At 63.9% G+C, this 15,232-nt stretch carries 16 protein-coding genes; 6 read left to right on the top strand and 10 right to left on the bottom strand.

Annotated features, from left to right (window positions below; translation table 11 throughout):
- Positions 1-3: 3 nt before the first annotated feature.
- The 7 genes from AB7535_RS31720 to AB7535_RS31690 all read right to left on the bottom strand — a co-directional run bounded on the left by AB7535_RS31720 (position 4) and on the right by AB7535_RS31690 (position 5,459).
- Positions 4-1,269, bottom strand: coding sequence for an AAA family ATPase (locus AB7535_RS31720; RefSeq protein WP_063980969.1), 1,266 nt, complete (start codon positions 1,267-1,269; stop codon positions 4-6).
- Entirely contained in the window at positions 1,266-2,000 is a 735-nt protein-coding gene (locus AB7535_RS31715) for a CpaD family pilus assembly protein (protein WP_231143901.1), read from the bottom strand. Before AB7535_RS31715 ends, AB7535_RS31720 begins: the two co-directional genes overlap by 4 nt.
- Positions 2,001-2,020: 20 nt before the next feature.
- Positions 2,021-3,496: a type II and III secretion system protein family protein gene (locus tag AB7535_RS31710; RefSeq protein WP_166078583.1), complete on the bottom strand. Its 1,476-nt coding sequence runs from the start codon at positions 3,494-3,496 to the stop codon at positions 2,021-2,023.
- Between the two features lie 11 nt (positions 3,497-3,507).
- Positions 3,508-4,302: a Flp pilus assembly protein CpaB gene (gene cpaB, locus AB7535_RS31705; protein ID WP_063980971.1), complete on the bottom strand. Its 795-nt coding sequence runs from the start codon at positions 4,300-4,302 to the stop codon at positions 3,508-3,510.
- A gap of 127 nt (positions 4,303-4,429) precedes the next feature.
- Complete coding sequence (locus AB7535_RS31700; RefSeq protein WP_014498226.1) at positions 4,430-4,954, bottom strand: A24 family peptidase; 525 nt, start codon at positions 4,952-4,954, stop codon at positions 4,430-4,432.
- Between the two features lie 123 nt (positions 4,955-5,077).
- The gene (locus AB7535_RS31695) at positions 5,078-5,224 is read right to left on the bottom strand and encodes a hypothetical protein (protein WP_166078596.1); all 147 of its coding nucleotides are present in this window, start codon (positions 5,222-5,224) and stop codon (positions 5,078-5,080) included.
- 70 nt (positions 5,225-5,294) lie between these two features.
- Complete coding sequence (locus AB7535_RS31690; RefSeq protein ID WP_014498224.1) at positions 5,295-5,459, bottom strand: Flp family type IVb pilin; 165 nt, start codon at positions 5,457-5,459, stop codon at positions 5,295-5,297.
- Between the two features lie 269 nt (positions 5,460-5,728).
- Between AB7535_RS31690 and AB7535_RS31685 the strand changes: the two genes are divergently transcribed.
- Together AB7535_RS31685 and AB7535_RS31680 are read left to right on the top strand one after the other, a co-directional pair.
- Positions 5,729-6,556: a sterol desaturase family protein gene (locus tag AB7535_RS31685; protein ID WP_166078598.1), complete on the top strand. Its 828-nt coding sequence runs from the start codon at positions 5,729-5,731 to the stop codon at positions 6,554-6,556.
- A 157-nt stretch (positions 6,557-6,713) separates the two neighbouring features.
- Positions 6,714-7,211, top strand: coding sequence for a pilus assembly protein N-terminal domain-containing protein (locus AB7535_RS31680; RefSeq protein ID WP_063980973.1), 498 nt, complete (start codon positions 6,714-6,716; stop codon positions 7,209-7,211).
- Positions 7,212-7,414: 203 nt separating this feature from the next.
- Here AB7535_RS31680 and AB7535_RS31675 read toward each other — a convergent pair whose 3' ends face one another.
- From AB7535_RS31675 to AB7535_RS31665, 3 genes are all read right to left on the bottom strand, one after another.
- A complete protein-coding gene (locus AB7535_RS31675; RefSeq protein WP_028148374.1) occupies positions 7,415-7,627 on the bottom strand; it encodes a cold-shock protein in 213 nt (70 codons plus the stop codon).
- Positions 7,628-7,894: 267 nt separating this feature from the next.
- Complete coding sequence (gene infA / locus AB7535_RS31670; protein WP_008131890.1) at positions 7,895-8,182, bottom strand: translation initiation factor IF-1; 288 nt, start codon at positions 8,180-8,182, stop codon at positions 7,895-7,897.
- A 23-nt stretch (positions 8,183-8,205) separates the two neighbouring features.
- Positions 8,206-9,777 (bottom strand): DEAD/DEAH box helicase, encoded by a 1,572-nt coding sequence (locus tag AB7535_RS31665; RefSeq protein WP_166078671.1) that lies wholly within the window; start codon positions 9,775-9,777, stop codon positions 8,206-8,208.
- Between the two features lie 507 nt (positions 9,778-10,284).
- On the opposite strand from AB7535_RS31665, the gene urtA reads away from it, so the two are divergent.
- From urtA to urtD, 4 genes are all read left to right on the top strand, one after another.
- Positions 10,285-11,607, top strand: a complete 1,323-nt coding sequence (gene urtA / locus AB7535_RS31660) for an urea ABC transporter substrate-binding protein (protein WP_063980975.1) — start codon at positions 10,285-10,287, stop codon at positions 11,605-11,607.
- Between the two features lie 82 nt (positions 11,608-11,689).
- A complete protein-coding gene (gene urtB, locus AB7535_RS31655) occupies positions 11,690-13,297 on the top strand; it encodes an urea ABC transporter permease subunit UrtB (RefSeq protein ID WP_231143904.1) in 1,608 nt (535 codons plus the stop codon).
- Positions 13,294-14,463, top strand: a complete 1,170-nt coding sequence (gene urtC, locus AB7535_RS31650) for an urea ABC transporter permease subunit UrtC (protein ID WP_231143905.1) — start codon at positions 13,294-13,296, stop codon at positions 14,461-14,463. The genes urtB and urtC overlap by 4 nt, the downstream gene beginning before the upstream one ends.
- Before the next feature lie 5 nt (positions 14,464-14,468).
- On the top strand, positions 14,469-15,230 hold the full coding sequence (urtD, locus tag AB7535_RS31645) for an urea ABC transporter ATP-binding protein UrtD (RefSeq protein WP_014498216.1): 762 nt from the start codon (positions 14,469-14,471) through the stop codon (positions 15,228-15,230).
- The last annotated feature ends 2 nt before the right edge of the window (positions 15,231-15,232 follow it).

Below are 15,232 nucleotides of genomic sequence, written 5' to 3'. Positions count from 1 at the left end.
GGCTTATTTTCCCCGCAACTTGTCAATCAGCGGTGAAAGCAAGGAAGACTTTTGCTTCTTCGTCTCGCTGCGGCCGGTCAGGCGCTGGGCGATCTGAAGGAACATCTCGATCGACTTGTGGTTGGCGGAGATCTCCGCGATCATCTGGCCGTTGTTGGCGGCCGAGCCGAAGATCTGCGGCTCGAACGGGATCGAGACGACCGGCTGGCTCTCGATCGCCTTGGCGAACTCGGCGGCGGCAATTTCGGGCCGTTTCGGGACGCCGACCTGGTTCAGGCAGTAGAGCGGGGGCCGATCGTTGGGCCGCGAGGCCTTCAGCAGATCGAACAGGTTCTTGGTGTTGCGCAGATTGGCGAGATCAGGCGCTGCCACAATCAGGATGTCGTCCGCCCCGATCAGGGCGCGCTTGGTCCAGCCCGACCATTGATGCGGAACGTCGAGCACGATGCACGGCATGGTGGAGCGCAGCGTGTCGAACACGGCGTCGAAGGCGTCGGTGCCGAAATCATAGACTCGGTCGAGCGTCGCCGGCGCCGCCAGCAGGCTGAGATGGTCGGTGCATTTCGACAGCAGGCGGTCGATGAAGGCGGTGTCGACGCGATCCGGCGAGAACACGGCATCTGCGATACCTTGCGGCGGGTCCTGGTTGTAGTCGAGCCCGGCGGTGCCGAAGGCGAGGTCGAGATCGGCGACGACCGAGTCCATTGCGAGGTCGCGCGCGATCGCCCAGGCGACGTTGTGGGAGATGGTGGACGCGCCGACGCCGCCCTTGGCGCCGACCACGGCAATGATGCGGCCGACCGCCTTGGCTTCGGGCGCCGAGAACAGGTTGCAGATCGAGCGCACGACGTCGATCGCGCCGACCGGCGCGAGCACGTAGTCGCTGACGCCGCGGCGCACCAGCTCGCGGTAGAGCGTGACGTCGTTGATGCGGCCGATCACGACCACGCGGGTGCCGGCGTCGCAGACCGTGGCGAGATGGTCGAGGCCGGTCAGAAGATCGTTGCGGCCGTCGCTCTCGAGCACGATCACGTTCGGCGTCGGCGCCGAGCGGTAGGCTTCGATCGCGGCCGCCATGCCGCCCATCTGGATCTTCAGATGGGCCTTGCCGAGACGACGGTCTTCGCCGGCCGACTGCACCGCGGCAGCGGTCTCGACGGTCTCGCAGAAAGCCTGGACCGACACGCGCGGTGAGGGAGCAATATGCTCCTCGACCGGCGTCGGCGCCTCGGACTGCTCTTGTTGAGTCTGGCGAGCGTAGCTGATCATTTGCCGGTGTCGCTGAGTTTGGCCTTTTCGGCCTCAGGATAGGTGGTCGCTGTCGTCGTTCCCTTGCGATACTTCTCGAAGGCCGTGGTGCGACGCGCCGTATAGGACGGCGTTTCAGGCCGCGGCTGCTCGAGGTCCGACGGATTGTCGATCATCGCCGCCATGTTGCGCTGATAGGCGCAGCCGTAATTGTAATAGTCCTTGTTCTCGAACCAGCTCTTGTTTTTCATCGAGGGGCCGATGTCGTCCGGCCACAGGCCACAGGGACCGGCGATCGCGGCGATCTTGGAATAGGTGAGCCGGATCGGCGGCAGGAAGCGCCTGTCTTCCGGCTGGTAGGGGCGAATGTTGACGCCCCGCGGCGGAACGCCCGCGCCCGCCAGCATCGCCTGGATCTCGCGCATCGTGTCCGCGACCGGACGCGCGTTGGGCGTACCGGACGGCACGTCGATGCGGATGGCGCCGGTGCCTTCGTGCAGCCAAGCCGAGGCGACGCCCATCACGTCGGCGCGCTGGGCGGCGGTCAATCCGCCGCGGGCGTGGCCGACGAAGACGACGATCGAGCGGTTCTGCTCCTCGATCGCGATCGGATGGCGCTGCTTGTAATCGTCGGGGATGGAGGCCGTGACCGCTTCGTTGTGCTGGCAGCCGCCGAGGGCGAGCGCCATGCCGACGAGCGCGCCACCGAAACGGATGGCGCGTTTGCGAATCTGGGGTGGTGCTGTGATCATCGTGAAATCCCCGTTCCGCCTCAGTCGGTAATGAAGCCGTAGGTGCCGCGGTAGTTCTTGGCCGGTTCGGTCCGGCCGGGCACGCCGTAGATGCGGTTGATATTGCCGAGCAGCTCGGCCTGCGGGTCTGCAGGTGCGGCGAAGCCGTCATCCGGCCGCGACAGGTCCTTTGGCGACGCGGCGCGAACGACATAAGGTGTCACGATCACCACCAGCTCGGTCGCGTTGTTGACGAAGTCACGGCTGCGGAACAGCGTGCCGAGGATCGGGAGCTGCATCAGTCCCGGCAACCCGCTGACTGCCTGCTTGGTCTGCTGCTGGATCAGGCCGGCCATGGCCATCGCGCCGCCGGAGGGAATTTCGAGCGAGGTTTCGGCGCGGCGGGTCTTGATCGAGGGCACCGTCAGCGAGTTCACCGAGTTCGAGGTCACGGCCTGCGACAGCGTGATCGAATTTTCGTTCGACAGTTCCGAGACCTCGGTCATCACGCGCAGGCTGATCTTGCCCTCGCTCAGCACGATGGGGGTGAAGTTGAGCGAGATACCGAACTTCTTGAAGCTGATCTGGGTCGTACAGACATGCGTGGTGGGATCGCACGCATAGCCCGCCGGTACCGGGAATTCGCCGCCGGCGATGAAGGTCGCGGACTCACCGGAGATCGCGGTCAGGTTCGGCTCGGCCAGCGTCCGGATCACGCCGGCGCTCTCCATCGCGCGCAGGGTCGCCTGCACCGACGGCGTCGCGCCGAACTTCGTGGTCAGGGCGTTGCCGTCCACCAGATTCTTGCCAAGAGCCGTGAAGGGGTTGGAGTTGGTGAAGCTCACCACCGAGGTGCCGTAGTTCAGGTTCGCGGTGAGATCGATGCCAAGTTGCTTGATGATGGTGCGCGCGACTTCGGCGACGGTCACCTTCAGCATGACCTGGTCGCGGCCGCGGACCACGATCGAGTTCACCACCTTTTCGGCGCCGCCGGCGAGGCGCGCGGCGAGATCATTGGCCTGCTGCGCTTCCAGCGGGTTCGCCGCCGAGCCGGTCAGGACGACACCGTCGCCGAGGCCGTCGATCTGGATGTCGGAATTGGGCAGGACCTGCTTGAGCGCGGCGCGCAGGCCGTTGAGGTCGCGCTTGACCGCGATGTCATAGGCCGCGATCTGCTGGCCGGCGGAATCGAAGAACACGATGTTGGTCTGGCCGACCGAGGCGCCGATGATGTAGGCGCGCTGCGACGAGCGGACCACCGCATTGGCGATCTTGGGATCGGCGACGAGCACGTCCTTGATGTCGCGCGGCAGGTCGATCACGATTGACTTGCCGACGCCGAGCGAGAGGAAGCGTGCGTTCATCTGACCGTCGGCCGCGACCTGCGCCACGGGTCGGTAGTCGGCGGCGATCGCCGGGGTGAGCACCGGGTTGAGCGTCAGCGCGAAGGCGGCCGAAAACGACAGGGCGCGGACCATTGGGGCTCGCATCGTCGCCAAATCTGCCCTGCATTTCATATCGACAGTCCTCATCGTGCCTTCGCCGTCGCGCTTGGGATGCCGTAGCGAATGATCGAAACGCCATCGCGCTTCGCGGAATCATCGAGCGTGATCTCGCTCATCTTGACGTCGGCGATGCTGCGCAGCGCCAGCGACAGCGTGCCGCTCTGCCGGGCCGCGGAGAGCGTCGCCGTCTGCGCGGGATTGAGCTCGAGCGTGACGGTCTTGCCGACCACGGCGTTCTGGCCGTCCTTTTCCTTCGGCGCCTGGTCGATGGCCAGCACGCGGACGTTGGCCAGGATGATCTCGGACGTGACGATGTCCTGGGCGCCGGCGCCCTGGTCGGCGTTCTTGAGGCGGCGCGTCAGAAGCACGTCGACGCGGTCGTTGGGCAGGATGAAGCCGCCCGCGCCGGTCTCCGGCGAGATCTCGGTCGAGATCGCGCGCATGCCGGTCGGCAGGATCGCCGCCATGAAGCCGGAGCCTTCGGCCCTGACCAGCTTCTGGTCGCGGATCGGCTCACCCTGGATGAAGGGCGCGCGGGCGATCGAGCCGATGACCTGGGTTGCGCCCTCGGGGCGCTCGTTGCGGCGGATGAAGGTGGAGCTCGCGGTCGCAGCCGGCCAGGTCTGCCATTGCACGTCTTCCGGCTTCACGGTCTGGCCGAGGCCGATGTCGTTCTTGGCGACCAGGACGTCGACGGTCGGAAGCTGTGCGACCGGAGCCGCCGGTGGCGGCGCAGAGTCCGAGCCGCTCGCCAGGTACGCGGCGACACCGCCGGCGCAGATGGCGACCGTCAGGACGACAATGCGTGCCCTATTCATACGCTTCACTTTCCACAAAACGCCGCGACGCAGCCGCCGCCGTAATCGGCAGTTGACCAGCTATTCGTCAAAGCATGGTTAATGAGGCGTATCTAAATCGGCTTAACGCTGGGTTTACCCGGCGTGCTCAGCGCAGTGCGAGGTGAGCGAGGTCGATCGCCTTCACCCATTCGGTCTCCGGATAGACCATCAGCGCGCCGAGCGTGAGCGCGATGCCGTAAGGAATGCCGCTCTCCTTGTCGTGCAGCCGTGCCAGCCAGGCCTGACCCGCCAGCCCGTAAGGCAATGGCCATTGCCGGAACTGGAGCAGGAGCAGCGTCAGCGCTCCGCCGAACAGCGAGGCGTAGAGCAGGAAATCCATCAATTGCGCGAAGCCGAACCAGAGCGCGACCGAAGCCGCGACCTTGGCGTCGCCGCCGCCCATCCAGCCCATCGCAAAGCAGCCGAAGGCCACGACGAGGAGCAGTGCGCCGGCGCCGACATGGCTCAGCATCTCGTAAGGTGCCATGCCACCGGCGAACGCGAGCACGAAGAAGCCCGCGATCAGCGCCAGCGACACGCGGTTCGAGATGGTCATCGTGAAGAGATCGCTCGCGGCGGCGAAGGCCATCAGGGCCGGGAAGAGCAGAAGGCGCGCAAGGTCGAGGATCATGGGCGGCGTCTTGAGCTTGGGTTCATCGCGGGATCGGGGTGTCGCCGCATGCTAGCCGGTAGTGCTAAACAAACCGACAACGGCGGCAGCGGCGCCACGAGCAGGAATCTGCCGGAGGCGCACTCACCAGATGCTGGCAATGCGCGCGGCGAGGACGGCCGTCGCGAGCAGCAGCGCAAGGCAAACCCAGTACGCCGGCGAAGAGGTCTCGGCCGCCTCCGCCTCGCTCGCCGCAACCGCGGCTTTCGTTCTGTACTCGCGTAACGCCACTGGAACTCGCCGCATTCAGAAAAACAAAGGCCCCGGAGGTCCGGGGCTTTTGCCGTCGTTGATCGGTTGCTTACTTCAGCGAGGAGCTGATCGAGCCGAACTTGGTGTTCAGCGAGCTGCCAAGGTTGTTGACGACGGTGATGATGGCCAGTGCGATGCCGGCGGCAATCAGGCCGTATTCGATGGCGGTGGCGCCGGATTCATCCTTCGCGAAACGCGCAATCAGGTTCTTCATGAACTAAACTCCGTCTGGGGTGTGATCGCCTCGTTCGGCGCTGTGCTTGACGCGATAAACATGAGATCCGAGCTCTTTCGGTAGAGTTAATTCGATCGGGCAAACCCGCTTCCAGCCCGATGCTTTTGCCCAGAGTGAATTTGGCCTTAAGGACGCAATCGAAATTCTTCCTGTTCCAAATGCGCCCCAAGCGCGCGGTGGACTTCACCCTCCCTTAAATTTCGGGGAGTAGGCCTAAGCGGGATCAGAAGTTTGGAAGAGAGGCGACGATGTCGAGCCTGCCCATGCAAGTTGCCTTGATGCTCGGCGAGACCATCCAGAAGATGGTCCCCGTCACCTTCGTGCTCGCGGCGGTCTTCACCGTGCTCGAGCATTTCTGGGCCTGCAATCCCGGCGCGCCGTGGTGGCGCAAGCGCGAGATCCTCACCGACATCTGCTACTGGTTCTTCGTTCCGGTGTTCGCCCGCACCATGCGGATCGGACTATTGATCGTCGGTGCCGGTGCCGTCTTCAACATCCACGATGCCGACGACCTGATCGCCTTCTACGACAACGGCCATGGCCCGCTGGCGCAGTTGCCGCTGTGGGTACAGGGCATACTGTTCCTGGTGCTGTCTGACTTCATGCTGTACTGGCTGCACCGGCTGTTCCACGACGGCGGATTCTGGAAGTACCACGCCATCCATCATTCGTCGGAGGAGATCGGGTGGATTTCCGCGGCCCGCTTTCATCCCGTCAATCTCATGCTCGGGACGATCGGCGTCGACGTCGTGCTGCTGATGGCCGGCATCTCCCCGAACGTCATGATCTGGCTCGGTCCGTTCACCACCTTCCATTCGGCCTTCGTGCACGCCAACCTGAACTGGACCTTCGGGCCGTTCAAATATGTGCTGGCGACGCCGGTGTTCCACCGCTGGCACCACACCACACTCGAAGAGGGCGGTGACACCAATTTTGCCGGGACGTTTCCGATCTGGGACGTGCTGTTCGGCACCTTCCGCATGCCGGAGGGGAAACTGCCGCAGGACTACGGCAAGGACGAAGCGACCATGCCGAAGGAGATCGGGGGCCAGCTCGCCTATCCGTTCCGCCAGTAAGGGATCTTCTGAGGCAGCAAAGCGCCAGTCCGTTCAAACAATAGTCGGCGAGTTTGCGGAACGTTCACGAATTAAGGGCAGGTTAGCCGGGTCGGGCACCGGCTCCGCTGTGTATCGAATCGCTTCTGCCGGTTTGTGACGTCCCGGGGGTAAGAGTATGCGTAAAGAGTTGCTGCGCCGTCATGCGCGCGTTTGTCTTCTGGTTGCGGCTGCGGTGCTGGCATCGCCGGCCGCCAGCCTTGCCGAGGCGACCGCCGACACCATCGCCGTCAATGTCGACCAGGCCAAGCTGGTCCGGCTGCCCGGCAAGGTGGCGACCATCGTGGTCGGCAATCCCCTGATCGCCGACGTCACGCTCCAGCCCGGCGGCATGATCGTCGTGACCGGGAAGGGCTACGGTGCCACCAATTTCATCGCACTCGACCGGGGCGGTGAGATCCTGGTCGACCGTCAGATCCAGGTCGAAGGTCCGAGCGACCGGCTCGTCACGGTCTATCGCGGGGTCGAGCGCGAGTCCTACAGCTGCATGCCGCTGTGCCAGCGCCGCGTGACGCTCGGCGACAGCGACAACTACTTCAACAACACGATGAGCCAGGCCGGTTCGTTGAGCAACAACGCCAGCGGCAATGCCGGCGCGGCCGCCAAAACGAACTAGCAGGACGAACTCGCAAGACGAACTGGCAAGACGAACTGGCAAGACCGACGCGTCGTCCAGTTGCGTCTACGACAGCGCGGATGCGGCCGGTACGACCTGCTGAGTCCATCCGCTCTTTCGGACATGAAAAAAGGCCGTGCGTTGCGCACGGCCTTTTCCTGTTGCTTGCTCGCTAGAGCCGTCCGGGCCAAAGGCCCGTGGGCTCAACCGGCGGCGCGGAGGTTGTCCGCTGCCGACTTGCCGGAACGACGGTCGGCCACGATCTCGTAAGAGACCTTCTGACCTTCACGCAGCGTGCCGAGACCGGCGCGCTCGACGGCGCTGATGTGTACGAAGACGTCCTGGCCGCCATCGTCGGGCTGGATGAAGCCAAAGCCCTTGGTCGCGTTAAACCACTTCACGGTTCCCATGCTCACGGGGTAGTTCCTTCTCAGATGTGCAGTGTCGAAGCCTACTTTCGCAGGCGGGTTAGATCGAGTTTCTGGAAGGGTCGTCAGCGTGTCTGAACCGGCTGTACCGGTGGATGCCAATGTCGTCCGGCCGAAAATCGATGAGTGATTTTATTGGAATTAAGGCACCAAAACAATCCTGACGTGCACGATTTTTTGATCCGCCGCGATCGACACGGCGGATCAGCATACAGGTCAGAATTTTACTTTCGCAGCCGAGATGCCGGAAGCGGATCAACGGCGGCGGAACTGGCCACCGCGCTGTCCGGGACGGGGAGGCCCGCCCACGCCACTCGGACGTTCGTCCTTGTGGCGGAAAATCAGCCGGCCCTTCTCGAGGTCGTAGGGCGACATTTCCACGGTCACGCGGTCACCCGCCAGCGTCTTGATGCGGTTCTTCTTCATCTTGCCGGCGGTGTAGGCGACGATCTCGTGCCCGGCGTCGAGCTGCACGCGGTAGCGCGCGTCGGGGAGGATTTCGGTGACCAGTCCTTCGAACTGGATCAGCTCTTCCTTAGCCATGAATTTCTCCAGGTCGTGGACGGCTAGTGCGAATAGGGTTTGCGGGTCGGTTGGCCCATCGGCCGACTCTCGCGGCGTAAAAAGGCCACGCCTTGTATCCCATCGGGCTTGCCGGCGCTATGCGCGGAACGCTGTTCCGGGCGCTCGGTTGGGGAAGAATGCGTCTTACCACCGGACCGTTGGCGGCGAGACCCCTTCGAGACCTTCTGGCTACCACCGGGACGTCCGTCAACATGCCTTCCGTCACCGTGCCGACCTTCGCCGGGCCTTCCGTCGCCATGCTTGCCGGCGCTATGGTGGCGTCCGTCGGCATGCCTTTCGTCGCTGCGTCGTCCGTCAGTGTGACGTCCCTCACCATGCCTTGCGCCTTGCGGGCGCTGGCCCGGGCGGCCCGGCCGGCCCTGTCGTTGCTGCGGCGGGGGCGGGCCCGCATCGCGGCGCCCGGCATCGGTGCGGTGATCCTCACGCGATAGCGTTACCTTGATCAGCCGCTCGATGTCGCGGAGATAGCTGAGTTCCTCGCCGCCGGCGACCAGCGAGATCGCGGTGCCGTCGGCGCCGGCGCGCGCGGTGCGGCCGATGCGGTGCACATAGGTCTCCGGCACGTTCGGCAGGTCGAAATTGATGACGTGGCTGATGCCGTCGACATCGATACCGCGGGCGGCGATGTCGGTGGCGACCAGGGTGCGGATCTCGCCGGAACGGAACTGGGCGAGCGTCCGCTCGCGATGGTTCTGCGACTTGTTGCCATGGATGGCGCTGGCGGCGATGCCAGCCTTCTCAAGCGTCTTCACGACCTTGTCGGCACCATGCTTGGTGCGGGTGAAGACCAGCGCGCGATTGACCGGCTCGTCCTTCAGGAGCTTGGTCAGGAAGGCGGGCTTGGCGGAGAAATCGACCTGGATGATGCGCTGGTTGATCCGCTCGGCGGTCGAGGACACCGGGGTGACCGCAACGCGAGCGGGGTCCCGCAGCATCGCATCGGCGAGCTCGGCGATGTCCTTCGGCATGGTGGCCGAGAAAAACAGCGTCTGCCGCTTGATCGGCAGCTTGGCGACGATTTTACGGATGTCGTTGATGAAGCCCATGTCGAGCATGCGGTCGGCCTCGTCGAGCACGAGGAATTCGACGCTTCCAAGCTTAAGCCCGTTGCTCTGCACGAGGTCGAGCAGCCGGCCGGGGGTCGCCACCAAGACCTCGAGGCCAGGCATCAGCGCGCGAACCTGGCGGCCCATCGGCACGCCGCCGATGGCGAGCGTCGAGGACAGCCGGATGTGGCGGCCGTAGGCGTTGAAACTGTCGAGGATCTGGCCGGACAGCTCGCGGGTGGGCGAGAGCACCAGCACGCGGCAGGTCTTGGGCTGCGGCTTGATCCGGTTCTCGAGCAGGCGGTGCAGGATCGGCAGCGCGAAGGACGCGGTCTTGCCGGTGCCGGTCTGGGCGATGCCGACGACGTCGCGGCCGGTCAGCGCCGTGGGAATCGTCTGGGCCTGGATGGGGGTGGGGGTGACGTAATTCTCTTCGGCGAGAGCACGCGCGATGGGTTCGGCAAGGCCGAAGTCCTGAAAGGAAGTCAAAAGATGGGTTCTTTCCATGTCGAAAGCGAGCGCCCGGCGCAATCAGCGGGGCACGCGCAATAAGGGTGTCGAATAGACACCTGCGTGTTTGGGGTGTCGGATGGCTTGATGGGATGGGGCAAGCCAGAGGCCCGGAAAGGGCTTAAGAACACGCGGCTCGCTACGACCCCTTGATTCGCAAGAGGTCTCGAACCTCCATATGGAACATTCAGGGGGCGGTTTCAAGGCAACGCGGCCTCAAACCGCGATTGCAGTGCAGAAATAGTTATGCCGGAAATTTAGACAGGGTTGCTGTTTTGCTTAAAAAATAACCTGTCTGCCGCATTGGCATACATTTTATTCGCCCAAGATTTGGGCAATCGGACTGCGGCGAAAGTTGGATTGCAGCAAAATTACCTAGCCTGACCAACAGGTTGGCATGTGCCCAGCCCATGGCATGGTTCTTGCGATTCCGTTAATCGCAGGCGGCCGTGGGGCCGTTTCGCAGCGTCTTTTTCACGTCTGCGTCAGGGAGATGATACATCCATGCTTAACAAATCCACTCACGATATAGCGGCGTCATTTAGCCGCCGTGGCGTTCTCGCCGCGACCGCCGGACTGATGATGGGTCTGGCTTCATTGACCGGCGCAAAGGCCGCGGACGACACCATCAAGGTCGGCGTCCTTCATTCTCTCTCCGGCACCATGGCCATCAGCGAAACCACGCTGAAGGACACCATCCTCTTCCTCATCGACGAGCAGAACAAGAAGGGCGGCGTCAACGGCAAGAAGCTCGAAGCCGTCGTGGTCGACCCTGCCTCGAACTGGCCGCTGTTCGCCGAAAAGGCGCGCGAGCTGATCACCAAGGACAAGGTCGCGGTCGTGTTCGGCTGCTGGACCTCGGTGTCGCGCAAGTCCGTGCTCCCGGTCTTCAAGGAGCTGAACAGCATCCTGTTCTACCCCGTGCAGTACGAGGGCGAGGAGAGCGAGCGCAACGTGTTCTACACGGGTGCTGCGCCGAACCAGCAGGCGATCCCCGCCGTCGACTATCTGATGAAGGACGAGAAGGTGAAGCGCTGGGTGCTCGCGGGCACCGACTACGTCTATCCGCGCACCACCAACAAGATCCTGGAAGCCTACCTGAAGTCGAAGGGTGTCGCCCAGGAAGACATCATGATCAACTACACGCCGTTCGGTCACTCCGACTGGCAGACGATCGTGGCCGACATCAAGAAGTTCGGCTCGGCCGGCAAGAAGACCGCGGTGGTTTCGACCATCAACGGCGACGCCAACGTTCCCTTCTACAAGGAGCTCGGCAACCAGGGCATCAAGGCCAAGGACATCCCGGTGGTCGCGTTCTCGGTGGGTGAGGAAGAGCTCGCCGGCATCGACACCAAGCCGCTGCTCGGTCATCTCGCCGCCTGGAACTACTTCCAGTCGATCAAGTCGCCCGAGAACGAGAAGTTCATCAAGGCCTGGCAGACCTATACCAAGAACCCGAAGCGCGTGACCAACGATCCGATGGAAGCGCACGTCATCGGTTTCGACATGTGGGTCAAGGCGGTCGAGAAGGTGAAGTCGACCGATCCGGACAAGGTGATCGACGCGCTACCCGGCATCGAAGCCAAGAACCTGACCGGCGGCACCTCCAAGATGCTTCCGAACCATCACATCACCAAGCCGGTATTCATTGGCGAAATCAAAGCCAACGGCCAGTTCGACGTGGTGTGGAAGACCCCGGGTCTTGTCGCGGGCGACGCCTGGTCGAAGGAGCTCGATGGCTCCAAGGACCTGGTCGGCGACTGGGTCGGCAAGAAGTGCGGCAACTTCAACACCAAGACCAACAAGTGCCTCGGCTCGGGCTCCTGATCCAGATCTGACGTTCTATTGCACGACGGGAGAAGACGGCTATTCCGCCGCCTTCTCCCCACTTCTGCCGGGGTGATCCACAGTGCCAACCAATCTATCCGCTCGTCTCTGCACCTTTGTCCTCTCGTTATTCCTGATCGCGTTCGCACTGCCGGCCTTTGCCGGTCCGTTCGAGGACGCGGTCGCCAAATTTGCCAACGACGATTACTCCGATACGGAAGAGGCGATCGGCGTGGTCGCGAGCAGCGGCAACAAGCTGGCTTTCCCCATCATCAGCGCGCTCCAGGACGGCCGTCTCATGGCCGATCCGGACAGCAAGAAGGTTTACGTCACCGGTGCCGACGGCAAGTCGATCGATGCCGCGACCGGCGAGCCCGTCGCCAGCGTTCCCGACAGCGCGAGCGCGGTCCGCCTCAACAACCGCCTGCGCCGCAGCGTCGATGCCGCGATCGGTAGCCTGACGCTCCAGTCGCCGGACGTCGGAACGCGCCTGCAGGCCGCGCAATCCGTCTTCAAGTCGCATGAGGAGACCGCGCTTGAGGCGGTCGATGGCGCGCTCGCCAAGGAAACCAACAAATCGGTCAAGGCTGCGCTCGGCGAAGCCCGCGCGGCGATCCTGCTGTTCAAGTCCGACGCCACCGAGGTCGAGAAGCTCGAGGCGGTCGCCACCCTCAAGGCGCGCGGCGACCAGGAGGCGATGGCGCTGCTCACCGGCATGGGCGACCAGCCGGCCTCGGTGACCAAGGCCGCTGCGAGCGCAATCAGCTCGATCCAGGGCTCGCTCGCGGTCTGGTCCACGGTGCAGAATGCCTGGTACGGCCTCTCGCTCGGCTCGGTGCTGCTGCTCGCCGCGATCGGGCTCGCCATCACCTTCGGCGTGATGGGCGTCATCAACATGGCCCATGGCGAGATGGTGATGATCGGCGCCTACACCACCTTCGTGGTGCAGGAGGTGATCCGCACCCGCTATCCCGCACTCTTCGATTATTCGCTCTTGATCGCCGTGCCGCTCGCCTTCCTCGTCGCCGGCGGCATCGGCGTGCTGATCGAGCGCAGCATCATCCGTTTCCTCTACGGCCGTCCGCTGGAGACGCTGCTGGCAACCTGGGGCCTGTCGCTGGTGCTGCAGCAGGCGGTGCGCACCATGTTCGGCCCGACCAACCGCGAGGTCGGCAATCCCTCCTGGATGAGCGGCGCGTTCGAACTCGGCCAGATCACCATCACCTATAACCGGCTCTGGATCCTCGTCTTCACGCTGGCGGTATTCGCGATCCTGCTCGCGATGCTGCGCTACACGGCGCTTGGTCTCGAGATGCGCGCGGTGACGCAGAACCGCCGCATGGCGGCCTCGATGGGCATCGCCACCTCGCGCGTCGACGCGCTGACCTTCGGCCTCGGCTCGGGCATCGCCGGCATCGCCGGCGTGGCGCTGTCGCAGATCGACAATGTCAGCCCCAATCTCGGCCAGAGCTACATCATCGACAGCTTCATGGTCGTGGTGTTCGGCGGCGTCGGCAATCTCTGGGGCACGCTGGTCGGCGCCTTCACGCTCGGCATCGCCAACAAGTTCCTGGAGCCGGTCGCAGGCGCCGTGCTCGGCAAGATCGCGATCCTCGTTCTCATCATCCTGTTCATTCAAAAGCGGCCGCGCGGCCTGTTCGCGCTCAAGGGCCGTGCGGTGGAAGCATGACCCCTCACATGCTGACCCGATCGCTGGACCGCGGCGCGACGATCTTTCTCGCCATCGTCGCGGTCTGCGGCATCCTTATCCCGCTCTCAAACCTGCTGCTGCCCGCGGGCTCGTTCCTGCAGGTGCCGACCTATCTGGTCGCGCTCTGGGGCAAATATGTCTGCTACGCGATCCTCGCGCTTTCGATCGATCTGATCTGGGGCTATTGCGGCATCCTCTCGCTCGGCCACGGCGCCTTCTTCGCGCTCGGCGGCTACGCGATGGGCATGTACCTGATGCGGCAGATCGGCACCCGCGGCGTCTACGGCAACCCGATCCTGCCCGACTTCATGGTGTTCCTGAACTATTCGAAGCTGCCCTGGTACTGGTACGGCTTCGACATGTTCTGGTTTGCGGCGCTGATGGTGCTGGTCGTGCCCGGCCTGCTTGCCTTCTGCTTCGGCTGGCTCGCCTTCCGCTCCCGCGTCACCGGCGTGTACCTGTCGATCATCACGCAGGCGATGACCTATGCGCTGCTGCTGGCCTTCTTCCGCAATGATTTCGGCTTCGGCGGCAACAACGGCCTGACGGACTTCAAGGACATCCTCGGCTTCAACGTGCAGGCCGAGGGCACCCGTGCCGCGCTGTTCGCGCTGAGCTGCCTGGCGCTGATCCTGAGCTTCCTGATCTGCCGCTCCGTCGTGTCCTCCAAGCTCGGCAAGGTTCTGATCGCAATTCGCGACGCGGAATCGCGCAGCCGGTTCCTCGGGTACCGCGTCGAATCCTACAAGCTGTTCGTGTTCACGTTGTCGGCCTGCATGGCCGGCGTTGCCGGTGCGCTCTATGTGCCCCAGGTCGGCATCATCAACCCGAGCGAATTCGCACCGGGCAATTCGATCGAGGCGGTGATCTGGGTCGCGGTCGGCGGCCGCGGTACGCTGATCGGTGCGGCACTCGGCGCCGTCGTCGTCAACTACGCAAAAACGTTCTTCACCTCGGGCATGCTCGCGCCCTACTGGCTGTTCATGCTGGGCGCGCTGTTCATCCTGGTGACGCTGCTGCTGCCCAAGGGCATCGTCGGCACCTTCAATGCCTGGTGGGAGTCGTCAAAAGAGAAGCGCACCGCCGCGACCAGCGCGAGCGCCGCGGCCGAAGATGGCGTCACCGAACCCAAGATGGCGGAGTAGGCGCAATGAACGTGATGGATACCCGCGCGACCTCCGCGATGCTCTATCTCGACGGCGTGCACGTCTCGTTCGACGGCTTCCACGCCATCAACAATCTGTCGCTGACGCTCGCGCCCGGCGAGATGCGCGCCATCATCGGCCCGAACGGCGCCGGCAAGACCACGATGATGGACATCATCACCGGCAAGACCAAGCCCGACGAGGGCACGGTGCTGTTCGACGGCGTCACCGATTTGACGCGTCTGGACGAGACCCGCATCGCCGAGCTCGGCATCGGCCGCAAATTCCAGAAGCCGACCGTGTTCGAGAGCCAGACCGTGCAGGACAACCTCCTGCTCGCGCTCAATGTCGACCACAGCGTCAAGGGCACGCTGTTCTGGCGCGGCAGCAGGGCGGAATCGGAGCGCATCGACAAGGTGCTGGAGACGATTCGCCTCACTGATGCCCGCAACCGCCTCGCCGGCAGCCTCAGCCACGGTCAGAAGCAGTGGCTCGAGATCGGCATGCTGCTGGCGCAGGATCCGAAGCTGCTGCTCGTCGACGAGCCCGTCGCGGGCATGACCGACGTCGAGACCCATCTTACCGCCGAGCTGCTGAAAGAGATCAACAAGACCCACACCGTGATGGTCGTCGAACACGACATGACGTTCGTGCGCGAGCTCGGCGTCAAGGTCACCTGCCTGCATGAAGGCACCGTGCTTGCGGAAGGAACCATCGACCAGGTCTCGTCCAACGAGCGGGTCATCGAAGTCTATCTGGGGCGCTGAGC

The sequence above is a fragment of the Bradyrhizobium sp. 956_D2_N1_4 genome, from assembly GCF_052076025.1.
GTDB lineage: Bacteria > Pseudomonadota > Alphaproteobacteria > Rhizobiales > Xanthobacteraceae > Bradyrhizobium > Bradyrhizobium barranii.
The sequence above is the reverse complement of the archived record's forward strand: the minus strand, read 5'-3'. Positions and strand labels throughout refer to the sequence as shown.

Coding starts and splice junctions, on each gene's coding strand:
- cpaB (WP_063980971.1), bottom strand. CDS start 4,302: ATGAATAGGGCACGCATTGTCGTCCTGACGGTCGCCATCTGCGCCGGC.
- urtD (WP_014498216.1), top strand. CDS start 14,469: ATGAACGTGATGGATACCCGCGCGACCTCCGCGATGCTCTATCTCGAC.
- AB7535_RS31690 (WP_014498224.1), bottom strand. CDS start 5,459: ATGAAGAACCTGATTGCGCGTTTCGCGAAGGATGAATCCGGCGCCACC.
- infA (WP_008131890.1), bottom strand. CDS start 8,182: ATGGCTAAGGAAGAGCTGATCCAGTTCGAAGGACTGGTCACCGAAATC.
- AB7535_RS31685 (WP_166078598.1), top strand. CDS start 5,729: ATGTCGAGCCTGCCCATGCAAGTTGCCTTGATGCTCGGCGAGACCATC.
- AB7535_RS31715 (WP_231143901.1), bottom strand. CDS start 2,000: ATGATCACAGCACCACCCCAGATTCGCAAACGCGCCATCCGTTTCGGT.
- urtA (WP_063980975.1), top strand. CDS start 10,285: ATGCTTAACAAATCCACTCACGATATAGCGGCGTCATTTAGCCGCCGT.
- AB7535_RS31700 (WP_014498226.1), bottom strand. CDS start 4,954: ATGATCCTCGACCTTGCGCGCCTTCTGCTCTTCCCGGCCCTGATGGCC.
- AB7535_RS31720 (WP_063980969.1), bottom strand. CDS start 1,269: ATGATCAGCTACGCTCGCCAGACTCAACAAGAGCAGTCCGAGGCGCCG.
- AB7535_RS31680 (WP_063980973.1), top strand. CDS start 6,714: ATGCGTAAAGAGTTGCTGCGCCGTCATGCGCGCGTTTGTCTTCTGGTT.
- urtC (WP_231143905.1), top strand. CDS start 13,294: ATGACCCCTCACATGCTGACCCGATCGCTGGACCGCGGCGCGACGATC.
- AB7535_RS31710 (WP_166078583.1), bottom strand. CDS start 3,496: ATGAAATGCAGGGCAGATTTGGCGACGATGCGAGCCCCAATGGTCCGC.
- AB7535_RS31665 (WP_166078671.1), bottom strand. CDS start 9,777: ATGGAAAGAACCCATCTTTTGACTTCCTTTCAGGACTTCGGCCTTGCC.